Annotated in this window: 15 protein-coding genes; 6 read left to right on the top strand and 9 right to left on the bottom strand. The window is 68.0% G+C overall.

The genetic code is table 11. The features are described from left to right. The 6 genes from ACXJLU_RS10330 to gspG form a co-directional block, all read right to left on the bottom strand. Nucleotides 1-636, bottom strand: a 636-nt coding sequence (locus ACXJLU_RS10330) for a type II secretion system protein GspL (RefSeq protein WP_457330503.1), incomplete at its 3' end; no start/stop codon positions are given. A gap of 124 nt (nt 637-760) precedes the next feature. After that, entirely contained in the window at nt 761-1,735 is a 975-nt protein-coding gene (gene gspK, locus ACXJLU_RS10325) for a type II secretion system minor pseudopilin GspK (protein ID WP_457330501.1), read from the bottom strand. Next, nucleotides 1,732-2,385 (bottom strand): prepilin-type N-terminal cleavage/methylation domain-containing protein, encoded by a 654-nt coding sequence (locus ACXJLU_RS10320; protein ID WP_457330499.1) that lies wholly within the window; start codon nt 2,383-2,385, stop codon nt 1,732-1,734. Before ACXJLU_RS10320 ends, gspK begins: the two co-directional genes overlap by 4 nt. Next, nucleotides 2,385-2,762, bottom strand: a complete 378-nt coding sequence (gspI, locus tag ACXJLU_RS10315) for a type II secretion system minor pseudopilin GspI (RefSeq protein ID WP_457330497.1) — start codon at nt 2,760-2,762, stop codon at nt 2,385-2,387. Before gspI ends, ACXJLU_RS10320 begins: the two co-directional genes overlap by 1 nt. Next, a complete protein-coding gene (locus ACXJLU_RS10310; protein WP_235002019.1) occupies nt 2,759-3,316 on the bottom strand; it encodes a prepilin-type N-terminal cleavage/methylation domain-containing protein in 558 nt (185 codons plus the stop codon). Before ACXJLU_RS10310 ends, gspI begins: the two co-directional genes overlap by 4 nt. After that, nucleotides 3,243-3,680: a type II secretion system major pseudopilin GspG gene (gene gspG / locus ACXJLU_RS10305; RefSeq protein WP_073462360.1), complete on the bottom strand. Its 438-nt coding sequence runs from the start codon at nt 3,678-3,680 to the stop codon at nt 3,243-3,245. Before gspG ends, ACXJLU_RS10310 begins: the two co-directional genes overlap by 74 nt. A gap of 174 nt (nt 3,681-3,854) precedes the next feature. Here gspG and ACXJLU_RS10300 point away from each other — a divergent pair, with 174 nt between their 5' ends. Beyond that, a complete protein-coding gene (locus ACXJLU_RS10300) occupies nt 3,855-4,382 on the top strand; it encodes a hypothetical protein (protein WP_457330494.1) in 528 nt (175 codons plus the stop codon). A gap of 16 nt (nt 4,383-4,398) precedes the next feature. Here the strand turns inward: ACXJLU_RS10300 and ACXJLU_RS10295 are convergent, their stop codons facing one another. Together ACXJLU_RS10295 and ilvA are read right to left on the bottom strand one after the other, a co-directional pair. After that, a complete protein-coding gene (locus ACXJLU_RS10295) occupies nt 4,399-5,478 on the bottom strand; it encodes a nicotinate-nucleotide--dimethylbenzimidazole phosphoribosyltransferase (RefSeq protein ID WP_457330492.1) in 1,080 nt (359 codons plus the stop codon). 172 nt (nt 5,479-5,650) lie between these two features. Further along, nucleotides 5,651-7,231, bottom strand: a complete 1,581-nt coding sequence (gene ilvA / locus ACXJLU_RS10290) for a threonine ammonia-lyase, biosynthetic (RefSeq protein WP_457330490.1) — start codon at nt 7,229-7,231, stop codon at nt 5,651-5,653. 323 nt (nt 7,232-7,554) lie between these two features. Here ilvA and ACXJLU_RS10285 point away from each other — a divergent pair, with 323 nt between their 5' ends. After that, nucleotides 7,555-7,977, top strand: coding sequence for an OsmC family protein (locus tag ACXJLU_RS10285; RefSeq protein ID WP_457330488.1), 423 nt, complete (start codon nt 7,555-7,557; stop codon nt 7,975-7,977). A 5-nt stretch (nt 7,978-7,982) separates the two neighbouring features. Here the strand turns inward: ACXJLU_RS10285 and coq7 are convergent, their stop codons facing one another. Then, nucleotides 7,983-8,639, bottom strand: a complete 657-nt coding sequence (gene coq7 / locus ACXJLU_RS10280) for a 2-polyprenyl-3-methyl-6-methoxy-1,4-benzoquinone monooxygenase (protein WP_073462365.1) — start codon at nt 8,637-8,639, stop codon at nt 7,983-7,985. 253 nt (nt 8,640-8,892) lie between these two features. Between coq7 and ACXJLU_RS10275 the strand changes: the two genes are divergently transcribed. From ACXJLU_RS10275 to ACXJLU_RS10260, 4 genes are all read left to right on the top strand, one after another. Continuing rightward, nucleotides 8,893-9,948, top strand: a complete 1,056-nt coding sequence (locus tag ACXJLU_RS10275) for a porin (protein WP_457330486.1) — start codon at nt 8,893-8,895, stop codon at nt 9,946-9,948. A 242-nt stretch (nt 9,949-10,190) separates the two neighbouring features. Beyond that, on the top strand, nt 10,191-11,288 hold the full coding sequence (locus tag ACXJLU_RS10270; protein WP_457330484.1) for a porin: 1,098 nt from the start codon (nt 10,191-10,193) through the stop codon (nt 11,286-11,288). 138 nt (nt 11,289-11,426) lie between these two features. Further along, nucleotides 11,427-12,410 (top strand): ABC transporter permease, encoded by a 984-nt coding sequence (locus ACXJLU_RS10265; protein WP_457330482.1) that lies wholly within the window; start codon nt 11,427-11,429, stop codon nt 12,408-12,410. After that, a complete protein-coding gene (locus tag ACXJLU_RS10260) occupies nt 12,410-13,636 on the top strand; it encodes a M20 aminoacylase family protein (RefSeq protein ID WP_457330480.1) in 1,227 nt (408 codons plus the stop codon). The genes ACXJLU_RS10265 and ACXJLU_RS10260 overlap by 1 nt, the downstream gene beginning before the upstream one ends. Nucleotides 13,637-13,660: the final 24 nt, after the last annotated feature.

Below are 13,660 nucleotides of genomic sequence, written 5' to 3'. Positions count from 1 at the left end.
GGCCGGGGTGGCGCTCCAGCGGGCGCCGTCGGGCAGCGGCAGCGGCAGCAGCGCCCGCGCGAGCGTGCCTTGCAGGCCGACGAGCACGACACCGTCGTGGTGCGCCCAGCTCAGCGTGATGGCTTCGGCGCCGCGGGCGCCCTGCGGGTCGGCACCGCTCTCGGCGAAGTGCCCGGTCGGCGGATCATCGGGCCAGGCGACCGGCACCAGGCGGTCGACGAAGACCTGCGCTTTTTCGAGCGCGGCCAGTTCGCCGGTGAGCCACAGGCGGTCGACCGCCGCGATCCAGGTCGGCTGGCCGGCAACGGCCTCGGGCGCGACGGCCAGGTGCACGCCTTCGGCATCGTCGAGCAGGGCTTCTTCGAGCACGCCGGTGAGGGCGGCGCGCAGCCGCGCGGCAGGGGCCTTCGGCAGCGTGATGCGGTGCCAGCTGACGTCGGTGTCGGCCAGCACGGCGACGACGACGTTCGCCTTCGGCAGCAGCGACGCGGCGCAGCGGCCCTGGGTGGCCATCGAGAGGCCGTCCGGCGACATCGCGTAGACGTACTCGATGCCCGCGCCGTCCACGCCGGCCGGGCCCTGGGCGCTGGCGCGCATCCGGGGGCGGGGCGGGATCTGGATGACGAGTGTGCTCATGGGGGGCGCGATGTTGGCTGCGGCATTGTAGGCATGCGGCGCGCGCAAACCTTAACAAATCAACGACTTACGGTGTCTTGTTGTAGTAGTTCCTGCGACAGCGTGGCGGCGCTGCGAGTGCTTGTCAATTGCTGCTGTCCATCGAACTCACGCGCTCCCGCGACAACGGGGTGACGGTGGTGCCGCGGCGTTCCACCACCGAGCGCTGCTCGAGCACCTGGTCGGTCAGGCGCAGCCGGCCGCGCACCTCGAAGTAGCTGGTGTTCACGCCGACCTGCGCCGGGTTCAACTCGGGGGCGGTGCCGGGCAGCTGCGACTTGATGTCGGCCGGTGTCTTGAACGGCGTGCGCAGCCGCACCTGCACCAAGCGCTCGGCGGTGCCCAGGTCGACGCCCGGGATCACCGCGGCCAGCACTTCCTTGCTGGCGGTGTTGGCGTTGATCGGCGTGCGCGTCGGCAGGATGGTGATGTAGGGCTCGAGCCGGGCGAGCGCCGCGCCATCGACGCCCAGCCAGGTCAGCTGGTCGAAGCGCTTCGGCAGCAGCGGCGCGTTGGCGGTGCCGCCGGCCGGGGCGCTGGCGCCGGGCACCGGCGGCGTCGCCAGCAGCAGGCCCTTCGCGAGGTTGTCGGCCACCGTCACCGCGACGTTGGCACGCTCGCACAGCCGGCGGAATGCCAGCAGGTCGGGCTCGCTGACCTTGCCGCCGTCGACCAGGTTGCTCAGGTTGAAGCGCGCCTGCAGGTCGGTGATGCCGCCGGACAGGAAGGCTTCGGGCGCGTCGTCGGTGTTGTCCTTGTCGGCCGCCAGGAAGGTGGACAGCCGCGCTTCCTCGAGCGGCACCGCCCAGGGTTCGCCGAGGTTGTCGGAGCCGCCGGACTTGGCGTCTTCCTTCAGGATGATGCGCGACCAGTCGAGCGCGCCGGAGAGCATCCAGGCGGACTGCGAGCGCGAGCGCTCGGCGGTCTCGACCTGCACCGCGCGCCATTGCTGCCAGACCATCGACACCGCCAGCGTCGCGATCAGCGTGACGATGATCATCGCCATCAGCAGCGCGGCGCCGCGCTGGAGGGATGCCGGGGTGGTGGGGTGGCGCGTCATTGCGGACCGATCGTCACGTCGCGCGTGACATTGCCGGAGAAGCCGCTGCCTTCGCCGAAGCTCAGCACCAGCCGCACGCCCTGCGGCAGCGGGGTGGTGACGCCGCTGGGAGGGTTCGGCTGTCCGGGCGTCGCCTGCGTGGGGTCGGCGCTGGACTGCGCATTGGTCCAGGCATTGCCGCGGTAGTAATACACCTGCCAGTCGGTCAGGTTCGTCAGCGTGCGCAGCTGGCCGACCTCGCTGCCGAGGAACTGCTGGCTCGACATCCAGTTCTGCTGCAGCTCGGCGGCCGTCGTGACGACCGGGCCGGCCCAGCGCAGCCAGGTGCCGCCGCGCAGCGACCACACCACCATCTGCAGGCCGCCGGGCACGCGCCGCGTGACGCGCATCGACGCGCCGTCGAAGGCCATCGCGCTCGGCAGCACGCCGCTGTCCTGCGCGGAATCGAGGTCTTGTTCCCATTGCGCGAGCACGCTGCTGACGCGCAGCACCTGCTCGAGCCGCTGCTGGCTCGCGGTGCGGGCCCGCACGATGCCGTCGACGCCCTGCCACGACATGATCGCGACGATCGCCATGATGGTCATCGCGACCAGCACCTCGATCAGCGTGAAGCCGCCGGTGCGGGGGACGGGCAGGGGGCGGGTGTCCATCAGCGCGGCAGGATGGTCGAGAGCGTCAGCACCGGCTGGTCGTCCTCGTTGAAGATCTGCGCATCGACGCGCCGGAAGTTCGGGTTCGGCGTCGGCCGCGTGGCCTGCTTGCCCTTGTAGCTGGCGCCGAACTGGTCGCAGCTGAACTCCGAATCGCCGACGCTCGGGAAGGTGTGGCTGAGCTTCAGCCCGGTGAGCTGGTTTTCGGCGCACCACTGGGCCGCCGTGACCTCGACCAGGCGCTGCGTGTTGTTGGTCAGCGCGCCGGCGGCCTTGATGCCGGCCCCGAGCGTGACCGCGATGATGGCCAGCGCCACCAGCACCTCGATCAGCGTGAAGCCGGCTGCGGTGCCGTGATGCCGGCGGCGTGTGGTCATGGCTGCGCGACCTGCTCGTTGTCGAGCACCACGAAGGGCCCGAGGCCGTCGGTGCCGAGCGCGACGCTCTGGTCGTCGAGGTGCAGCACGATGCGCTGGGCGCCGATCAACGGCTCAGGACCGAGCACGATGGCCTTGGCACCGGCGATGTCGGCGGAAACTTCGGGCGTCAGCCATTTGGTCGGCAGGTCGTTGGTGGTCGGCAGGCCGACGAAGCGGAAGCCTTCGGCGGCGTTCGGCTCGGCGGCACGCGGCAGCCAGGTCACCGGGATGCCCGAGGCGCGCGATGCGGCACGCGCCGATTCGAGCAGCGCCACCAGCCGCGCGGCTTCGTGGTCGAGCCGGGTGCTGGCCGGATTGCGGATCGACAGGCTCGCCACCGCCGACGCGATGGCGATCAGCGTCACCACCACCAGCAGTTCGATCAGCGTGAAGCCGCCCGCGTGCGCCCGGCGCGCAATCACCGGGCCGCCGCACGGGTCATTGCCAGGAGCCGACTTCGGCGTCTTTGCCTTCACCGCCCACCTGGCCATCGGCACCGAGGCTGTAGACATCGATCTCGCCTTTCACGCCCGGGTTGGCGTATTGATACGGCTTGCCCCACGGATCGTTGGGCAGCTTGTCGAGGTAGGGCTTCCAGTTCGGCGGGATGGTGCCGGCGGTCGGCTTGACGACCAGCGCCTGCAGGCCCTGCTCGCCGGACGGGTAGCGCTGGTTGTCGAGCTTGTAGAGCTTGAGCGCCTGCATCAGGTTGTTGACGTCGGTGCGGGCGGCGGTGACGCGCGCTTCGGCGGCGCGGTCCAGCACGTTCGGGACGATCAGCGCGGCCAGCACGCCGATGATCACCAGCACGACCATCAGTTCGATCAGCGTGAAGCCGCGGTGGCGACGCGGGGCTTGAAGAGAGGCTCGGGTCATAGGAGTGTCAGCAACAATCACGTTACCGTTCGGAGGTGAACGATCAATCATAATCGTCGAATGACTGCGAGATTGTCGGCTTTCGTAATCTGGGCCTTGGTGGCCGGATCCATCGTGTTTTGGGGGATGCGCCTGTTCGTGCGGCCGACCCCTGCGCCCTCCAATGCGGTGACGGTGGCCACCTCCGTCGGCCTGCGGGGTGACCTGACACGCCTGCTCGGCGCCGAACCGGTCGCGGCCGTGGCCGAGGTGTCGCCGGCCGCGAACCGCTTCAAGCTGATCGGCGTGATGGCCGCGAAGACCGGGCCCGAAGGGTCGGCCCCGGGGGTCGCGCTGATCGCGGTCGACGGCAAGCCGGCTCGGGCCTTCCTCGCCGGCGCCCGCGTCGACGAGAACTGGGTGCTGCAGACCGTGAGCCTGCGCACCGCATCGATCGGGCCGATGCAGGGCACGCCGGCGCTGGTGCTGGAGATCCCGGCGCTGCCGCCGCCGGCCACTGGGAGCCTGCCGCCGGTCGACACCGCATCGATGCAATCGAATCCGCCGCCGATGCAGCCCGCAGCGCCGCAGATGCAGCCGGCACCGCCGATGCCTGCGGTGCAGGGTGCCATTCCGCCGCCGCCGACGTCGCAGTCGAAGGGTGGCAACAACATGGGGCGCCCGCGCGCACCGTATGTGAAACCGGGCGAAACGGCGCGCTGACCAGAGCCGCTGACCTTCAGTTGAAGCGGCCGGGTCCTGAAGGGCCGTTCGGGCCGAACTCCGCCGGCAGCGACGGCCCGGGATCCTCACCCTCCGCCACTTCCGTCAGCAGCGCCGCGGCGCTGCGCACCAGCGGCCACGCCAGCGTCGCGCCGGTGCCGTCGGTGCTCTCCATGCCCAGTTCGAGCAACGCGAGCGCATGGAACAGGCCCAGCGTCTGCGTCAGGCCCGGATGGCTGTGGCTGCGGCAGAAGACGGTGTAGTCGGTCACGGTCGGCGCGATGCGCGAGGCCACCATCAGCGCGGCGCAGGCCGGTACGCCGTCGGCCATGATCAGGTGGCGCTTGCTCGATGCGACGAGCATCACGCCCACCATCATCGCGATCTCGAAACCACCGTAGGCCGCCAGCACCTCGACCGGGTCGGTGACGTCGCGGTGACGACCCTGCGCGCCCTGCAGCACCATCAGCAAGCGGGCCTCGTGGTCGGCGCGTGCACCGGGGCCGCCGAATACCAGGTCGCGGATCGGCTCGCCGGACAGGCCCGACAGCACCAGCGCCGCACTCTCGTGCGAGCCGACGCCGACGCCGGCGCAGGCGATCACGTTGCCGGGCAGCGCATCGGCGATCTCCATGCCGGCGCGGATCGCGGCATGCGCCTGGTCGAGCGTCATCGCGACGTTGACCCGTGCGTTGCGCGTGCCGTGGGCGATCTTGCGGGCCATCAGCCGCGGGTGCGGTGCCACCGCCTCGGCGACGCCGCAGTCGACGACGCTCAGCTCCAGCCCCTGGATGCGCGCGAACACCGACACCGGCAGCTGCGAGGCCAGCAGGTTCTGCACCAGCCTGGCCGTCGACGGCTGGCCGACCGGGCTGATGCCGTCGACCGCCAGGCCGTGGTCGGACGCGAACAGCGCGATCTGCGGCGCACTGAAACGCGGCTTCAGCGTGTTCTGGATCAGCCCCAGGCGCACCGCCAGCGGCTCGAGCTCGCCCAGGTTGCCGGTCACCTCGCTGCGGCGCTTGAGCTTCTCGCGCAACGCCTGCTCGAGAAGGGGATTGGCCGTGGGAGAGATCAGTGATCGGTTGACGGACATGGGCAGGTTGTTGGGTCGTGCCGGAGCGGTCGTCATGGAATTCGCCCTGGCCTCACCGTCACTTCGCTGGCTTCGAATTCGACTGTCGAGCGTGGATTGTGGGGCAGCGTTCGCCGCCTCGGCAATGCCATGTCACCCCTAGACTGCATGGGTTGCGTGCGCACGGTGGTTCTCAACGCAGGAACAGGCGGTAGACCGGGTTGTCGGTCTCGTCGACGCACGGGTAGGCCAGGCCTTCGAGGAATTCCTTGAAGGCCTTCTTGTCGCCGCGCGGCACCTGGATGCCGACCAGGATGCGGCCGTAGTCGGCGCCCTGGTTGCGGTAGTGGAACAGGCTGATGTTCCAGTCCGGGTGCATCGACGACAGGAAGCGCATCAGCGCGCCCGGACGCTCGGGGAACACGAAGCGGTACAGCCGCTCGTCGCGTGCGAGTTCGCTGCGCCCGCCGACCATGTGGCGCACGTGCTGCTTGGCCAGCTCGTCGTCGGTCAGGTCGACGGTCGCGAAGCCGTGCTTGTCGAAGCTGCGCGTGATCTTCGCCGACTCGCCGCGGTTGCTGGTGGCCAGGCCGACGAACACATGGGCCTGGTTCGCGTCCGAGATGCGGTAGTTGAATTCGGTGACGCTGCGCGCGCCGATCAGCTCGCACAGGCGGCGGAAGCTGCCGTGCTCCTCGGGGATCGTCACCGCGAACAGCGCCTCGCGCTCTTCGCCGACCTCGGCGCGCTCCGCGACGAAGCGCAGCCGGTCGAAGTTCATGTTGGCGCCGGTGGTGATCGCGACCAGCGTGCGACCCTTCAGCTTGTGCGTCTCGGCGTACTGCTTGATGGCCGCCACGCCCAGCGCGCCGGCCGGCTCGAGGATGCTGCGGGTGTCCTGGAACACGTCCTTGATGGCGGCGCACGCCGCGTCGGTGTCGACCAGCACGAAGTCGTCGACCAGCTCGCGCGTCAGCCGGAAGGTCTCCTCGCCGACCAGCTTGACCGCGGTGCCATCCGAGAACAGGCCGACGTCGGTCAGCTGCACGCGCTTGCCGGCCTTGACCGAGCGCAGCATCGCGTCGGAGTCGGTGGTCTGCACGCCGATCACCTTGATCTCGGGCCGCACCGCCTTGATGTACGCGGCGATGCCGGAGATCAGGCCGCCGCCGCCGATCGCGACGAACACCGCGTCGATCGGGCCCTGGTGCTGGCGCAGGATCTCCATCGCGATGGTGCCCTGGCCGGCGATCACGTCCGGGTCGTCGAAGGGGTGCACGAAGGTGAGGCCGCGGGCTTTCTCGAGCTCGATCGCGTGCACGTAGGCGTCGGAATAGCTGTCGCCATGCAGCACGACCTCGCCGCCGAGCGCCCGCACGGCATCGATCTTCACGCGCGGCGTCGTCACCGGCATCACCACGACGGCGTGGCAGCCGAGCTTGTGGGCGCCGAGCGCCACGCCCTGCGCATGGTTGCCGGCCGAGGCGCAGATCACGCCGCGCTTCAGCGCCGCGGGCTCCAGGTGCGCCATCTTGTTGTACGCGCCGCGCAGCTTGAAGCTGAACACCGGCTGGCTGTCCTCGCGCTTCAGCAGCACCTGGTTGCCGACGCGCTTCGAGAGGCTGCGCGCGACCTCGAGCGGGGTCTCGACGGCCACGTCATAGACCTTGGCCGTCAGGATTTTCTGCAGGTAGTCGGAGAGGCCGAGCGGCGAGCCGGCGGCTTGGGCGGGCGCGGGGCGCGACGATTTCTTCGGGCGAGCGGCGCCAGCCATCGGGGGACTCCTCGGAGGGGTTGTTCTGGGGGCGCCGGATGATACGTCAGTGGTCGCCAACCGCACCTTGAGCGCACCGGCAAGAGCGCGGGCAAGAAAAAAGCCCAAGTCATTGCTGACTTGGGCTGAATCCACCAATGGAGGAGGTGGAGGAGACAAACGGTGATGTCCCGGAAGACATCGATTGCGCGAGTGTAGCCGCAGTCATGTTGCGCTGCAATATCCGCGCGGGGGTTCTCCCTCGCGCGGCGCGTGCCGCCGTGACGGGATGCACAATGCCGGGCGCCCGCTGGGGCGCTTTGCCGAAGGCCTGGAGTCAGACGATGGAATGCACGATCAACTGGATGCCCGCGACCGGAATGGGCATGGTCGCCGAGACCGGCAGCGGCCATGTGCTGCTGATGGACGGCGCGCCCGACGGCGGTGGCCGCAACCTGGCGCCACGCCCGATGGAGACGGTGCTCGCCGGCACCGGCGGCTGCACCGCCTACGACGTGGTGCTGATCCTGAAGCGCGGCCGGCACGAGGTGACCGGCTGCCAGGTGAAGCTGCAGGCCGAGCGGGCGCCGGCCGATCCGAAGGTCTTCACGAAGATCCACCTGCACTTCACCGTCAGCGGCACGGGCTTGCCGGCGCAGGCGGTCGAGCGGGCGATCCAGATGTCGCACGACAAGTACTGCTCGGCGACCATCATGCTGGCCGAGACGGCCGAGATCACGACCAGCTTCGAACTCGTCGAGGCCTGATCGCGTCAGATGCGGTGGGCAGTGGCCGTCATGACCCGGGCCGCCAGCCGCATCGCGGCGCGCACCGGCCACGGCAGCGTGGCGCCGCCGGCCGCGCGGGCGTCTTCGGCGTGGCGCGCTTCATCGTCCTTCATTTGTTGCACGATGGCGCGCGATGCGTCGTCGGCGGCGGGCAGGTGCTCGTTGTGGCCGGCCAGGTGCGCCTCGACCTGCCGTTCGGTCTCGACGATGAAGCCGAGGCTGATGCGGTCGCCCGCCAGTCCGGCCACCCAGCCGATGCCGAAGGCGCCGGCGTACCAGAGCGGGTTCAGCAGGCTGCGGTGCGCCTGCAGTTCGACCAGCCGCTGGTGCGTCCACGACAGGTGGTCGGCCTCTTCGCGCGCGGCGGCCTCGCAGTGCGATCGCAAGGCCGGATCGCGCGCCGTCAGCGCCTGCGCCTGGTAGAGCGCCTGCGCGCAGACCTCGCCCACGTGGTTGACGCGCATCAAGGCGCCGGACAGTTGCTGCTCGGTGCGCGTCAGGGTCGGCAGCGTGCGGGCCGGCGTGGGTTTCGAGGCAGCGCCGGGTGTCGGCGCGGCCAGGGTTCTGAGCGCGCTGTCGGCTGCGCCCAGCCATTGGTCGACGCGCGACAGCGAGCGGCCGGAAGTTGCAGTGGAAGCCATGCGCGCAGGATAACCAACGAGCACGAACGAGCGGTCGTGCGGGCTTGCGCCAGCGCAGCAAGCACGCTTTCGTGTCGATGTCGTGCACGTTGTGCTCAGACAACAGAAGGCCCCAATGCGGCGTGACGAGCCTTTGCTTACATGCCGCGCTCTGGTGCAATACGGCAACTTCCACTGAGGAGGTTGGCTCGGTCTGTCCCCGGCGGGGATTCTGGTGACCGGGACCTCTTGTTCAACTTAGGAGATCGTCGCAATGAAAAAATCTCTACTCGTTCTCGCAGCTCTGGGCGCATTTGCCGGTGCAGCTTCGGCGCAGTCGTCGGTCACGCTGTTCGGTATCGTCGACGTCAACGCTCGCTACACCAAGAATGGCGATTCGAAGATCAAGTCGCTGAGCACCGACGGCCTCAACAGCAGCCGCCTCGGCTTTCGCGGTGTCGAGGACCTGGGTGGCGGCCTGAAGGCTGGCTTCTGGCTGGAAACGAGCTTCGCTGCCGACTCGGGTAACGGCGGCACCACCAGCAACGGCACGAACCGCTTCTGGCACCGTCGTTCGACCGTCAGCCTGCTCGGCAACTTCGGTGAAATCCGTGCCGGCCGCGAACTGACCGCAACGTACACGGGCTTTGCCGACTACGACGTGATGGGCACGAACGGTGTGGGTGACGTCGGTCACTTCAACGCTCCCTCGACCGTCGGTGCAACCCTGGTTGACACGGCCACTCGTTCCGACAACATGGTCAGCTACTACACGCCGGCGCTGGGCGGTTTCTACGCTCGCGCTTCGGTGGCGGCTGGTGAAGGCACCCCGGGCAAGAAGCACGTCGCCGGCCGTGTCGGCTATGCAGCCGGCCCGTTGGACGTGTCGGGCTCCTACGGCACGACCGATGCCAACGCAGCTGAAGACAAGTACAAGAAGGGCAACGTCGGCGCTTCGTACGACTTCGGTGTCGTCAAGGTCATGGGCTTTGTTTCTCAAGCCAAGTTCCTGGACGCAAAGCAGAACGTGGTTCAAGCGGGCGTTTCGGTGCCGTTCGGCCCGACTACGCTGCGCGCGAACTACGTGCGCGTGGACGCCAAGGGCAAGATCGGCGCCACGAGCATCGATGCTGACGATGCCAACCAGTTCTCGCTGGGCGCGATTTATGACCTGTCCAAGCGCACTGCGCTGTACACGTCGTACGCCCAGATCAAGAACAAGGGCGCTGCGAAGTTCGCCGTGGCCGGTGGTTCGGCCACCAGCCTCCCGAACATCGCTGCTGGCCAGAAGTCGCAAGGCTTCGAAGCTGGTATCCGCCACTCGTTCTGATCGCAGCGGCACGGCTTGCCGTGCCACTCTGATGCAGTTCGTTCAAAGGCCGCCTTCGGGCGGCCTTTTTCATGGGCGTGTCGCCTGAGTGACACGAATTGATACAACAAGAGCGATCAGCACTTTGTCGCAATCAAGGTTTACGCCAGTGAACGTGTAGCAACACGGAAGCGCACGACCGTGCTGCTTCCGTGACAATTAATTCAACAAGAATTCGTTCACTACTACAACAGGAGACAACTGTGAAAAAGACGATCTTGGTGACTGCGGCACTCGCTGCCATGGGTTCTTCGGCATTCGCGCAGTCGAGTGTCACGATTTACGGCATCGTCGACGTGGCGGTGCGACACACGTCGAATGAGCAGAACTCCGGGGGTGATCAAGGCATGTGGCGCGAAATCGGCGGCGGCATGTCACAGAGCCGTCTCGGCATCAACACCGTCGAAGACCTCGGTGGCGGCATGAAGGCGCTGGTCAATCTGGAACACCGCTTGCTGCCCGACAACGGCACGCAGCCCGGCGCTCAGTTCTGGCAACAATCCTGGGTCGGCTTGCAGACCGGCTTCGGTCGCGTGACCCTTGGTCGGCAATACAACGTGCTGTTCGATGTCGTCACCAGCACCTACGCGTCCTATCCCTATTCGCCCTACTTCGAGGCCTACAAGCCCGAGATCGGTTTCGCGGTGGGCGCGCGCGCCGACAACATGGTCAAGTACCTGATCGAAGTCGGCCCGGTGCGTGCTGCACTGCAGGTGTCGGCCGGAGAAGGTTCGCCCACCGGTGGGAAGACAGTGGGCGGCTACCTGCGCTATTCGGACAGCGGCATCGGTGCCGGCGTGGGCTATGAAGAATACGAGTTCGCCTCGGAGAAGAAGTTGAAGGCCACGACCTTCGGTGCGTCGTACAAGACAGGCCCGTGGTACTTCAATGTCGGCTGGGGCGAGAACAAGGTCGACTCCGGTCTGACAGCCATCGACAGGGCGACGCTCGGTGCCTTCTGGACCGGCTCCGCCAACGGTGGCTTCGGCGGCGCGGCATTCCTGGCGGCCGACAAGCGCCAGATCTGGAGCGTCGGCACCAACTTCCAGGCCACGACCGAACTGAACCTTGGCATCCACTATTTCCATGCAAAGCAAAGCGGGCCGCTGGCATCGGCCGATGCCACCGCGAAATTCCTGACCGCCGCTGCCGACTATGCGCTGTCGAAGCGCACCGACGCCTACCTCGAAGCCGATACGACCAAGCTGACCGGCAATGTCAGCCTGAACGGTGCCGGCGGCGCAGCCAACGGCGCCCAGAAGCGCAACGGCTTCACGATCGGCCTGCGCCACCGCTTCTGATCGTCAACGCTTTTCGCCAGCCAGGGCCGCCATCGAGCGGCCCTTTTTCATGCGTGCGCTGCAGCGGGCCTCGCGTTTGCCCGAGGCGGTTCGGAAGTTGCTTCGGAAGTAAAGTCACGCGGGATCCCTCACGCACGCATGCTCGCCTTCATCATTCGCCGACTCCTTCAAGCCATCGTCGTGATGCTGTCGGTGGCCTTCATCTCCTTCATGCTGTTCCAGTACGTCGGCGACCCGGTCACCAACCTGCTCGGCCAGGAGGCCACGCCCGCGCAGCGTGCACAGCTGCGCGCCGATCTGGGGCTCGACAAGCCGTTTCCGATCCAGTTCGCACGCTTCGTCGGCAATGCGGTGCAAGGCGAGTTCGGGCTGAGCCTGCGCCAGGGCCGCAAGGTCTCGTCGCTGATCGTCGAGCGGTTGCCGGCCACACTCGAGCTGTCGCTGGTGGCGGCGGTCCTCGCGCTCGCGGTCGGCATTCCGTTCGGCGTCTATGCAGCGCTGCGCCGCGGCAGCGCGCTGTCACAGGCCTTGATGACGCTCTCGCTGCTCGGCGTGTCGCTGCCGACCTTCCTGATCGGCATCCTGCTGATCTACGTCTTCGCCGTCACGCTGAAATGGCTGCCCAGCTTCTCGCGCGGCGAGGTGATCGCCTTCGGCTCATGGACCTCGGGCTTCTTCACCGTCGACGGCTGGCGTCACCTGATCCTGCCCTCGATCACGCTGGCCGCGTTCCAGCTGACGCTGATCATGCGGCTCGTGCGCTCGGAGATGCTCGAGGTGCTGCGCGCCGACTACATCAAGTTCGCCCGCGCCCGCGGCCTGCCGAACCGGGTCGTCTATTTCTCGCATGCGCTGCGCAACACGCTGGTGCCGGTGATCACGATCACCGGGCTGCAGTTGGGCGCGCTGATCGCGTTTGCCATCATCACCGAGCAGGTGTTCCAGTGGCCCGGCATGGGGCTGCTGTTCATCCAGGCCGTCACCTTCGCCGACATCCCGGTGATGGCCGCCTACCTCTGCCTGATCGCGTTGATCTTCGTGGTGATCAACCTGGTCGTCGATCTTCTCTACTTTGCCGTCGATCCGCGCCTGCGCGTGGAGCGCACGGCCGGAGCCCATTGATGATGCGTGAATCAGCACCCTTGGCCGCATCGGGCGCCTACCAGCGGCTGGCCGGCTGGCAGCCCGAGCTGATGGCGTTCCGCCGCGACCTGCACGCCCATCCCGAACTGGGCTTCGAAGAGGTGCGCACCGCCTCCAAGGTGGTCGAGGCGCTGCGCGTCTGCGGCGTCGACGAGATCCACACTGGCATCGGCAAGACCGGCGTGGTCGGCGTGATCCACGGCAACCGCGCGGCCGGGGCGAACGGCGCGCAGGGCGCGAAGTCGATCGGCCTGCGGGCCGACATGGACGCGCTGCCGATGCGCGAAGAGAACGACTTCCCGTGGCGCTCGGCCACCCAGGGCCTGATGCACGGCTGTGGCCACGACGGCCACACCGCGATGCTGGTCGGCGCCGCGCGCTACCTGGCCCAGACCCGGCAGTTCGCCGGTGACGCGGTGCTGATCTTCCAGCCGGGCGAGGAAGGCTTTGCCGGCGCGAAGGCGATGATCGATGACGGGTTGTTCGACCGCTTCCCGGTCGACTCGGTCTACGCGATGCACAACTGGCCGAGCATGCAGCCCGGCTGCATCGGGCTGAACATGGGCGCGATGATGGCGGCCGCCGACCGCATCGAGATCACCGTCAACGGCCGCGGCGGCCACGGAGCGCACCCGTACATGGCGATCGACCCGGTGCTGGTCGCCGCGCACATCATCACCGCCGCGCAAAGCCTGGTGTCGCGCAGCGTCAACCCGCTCGACAGCGCCGTCGTGAGCCTGTGCGCGATGCAGGCCGGCGACCTCGGCGCGTTCAGCGTGATCCCGCGCCAGGCCAGGCTGATGGGCACGGTGCGCACCTTCAAGCGCGAGGTTCAGGACATGATCGAAGAGCGGCTGGGCCGGCTGGCCGAATCGATCGCGCTCGGCTTCGGCGCGACCGCGAGCCTCGACTACCAGCGCGTCTACCCGGCCACCATCAACACGCCGCGCGAGGCCGCCTTCGCGGCCGATGTCGCCGCCAGCCTGGTCGGCGAGGACAAGGTGGTGCGCGAGCTGGTGCCGAGCATGGGCGCCGAGGACTTCTCGTTCATGCTGCAGGCGCGCCCCGGCGCCTACCTGCGCATCGGCCAGGGCGGCGAGGGCGGCTGCTTCCTGCACAGCACGCGCTACGACTTCAACGACGAGATCCTGCCGCTCGGCAGCGCCTTGCTCGCGACCCTGGTCGAGCGCGCAATGCCGCTGTAGTTCTCGCTGCAGTTCTTCCATTCC

The sequence above is a fragment of the Rhizobacter sp. P5_C2 genome (assembly GCF_054049715.1).
The sequence above is the reverse complement of the archived record's forward strand: the minus strand, read 5'-3'. Positions and strand labels throughout refer to the sequence as shown.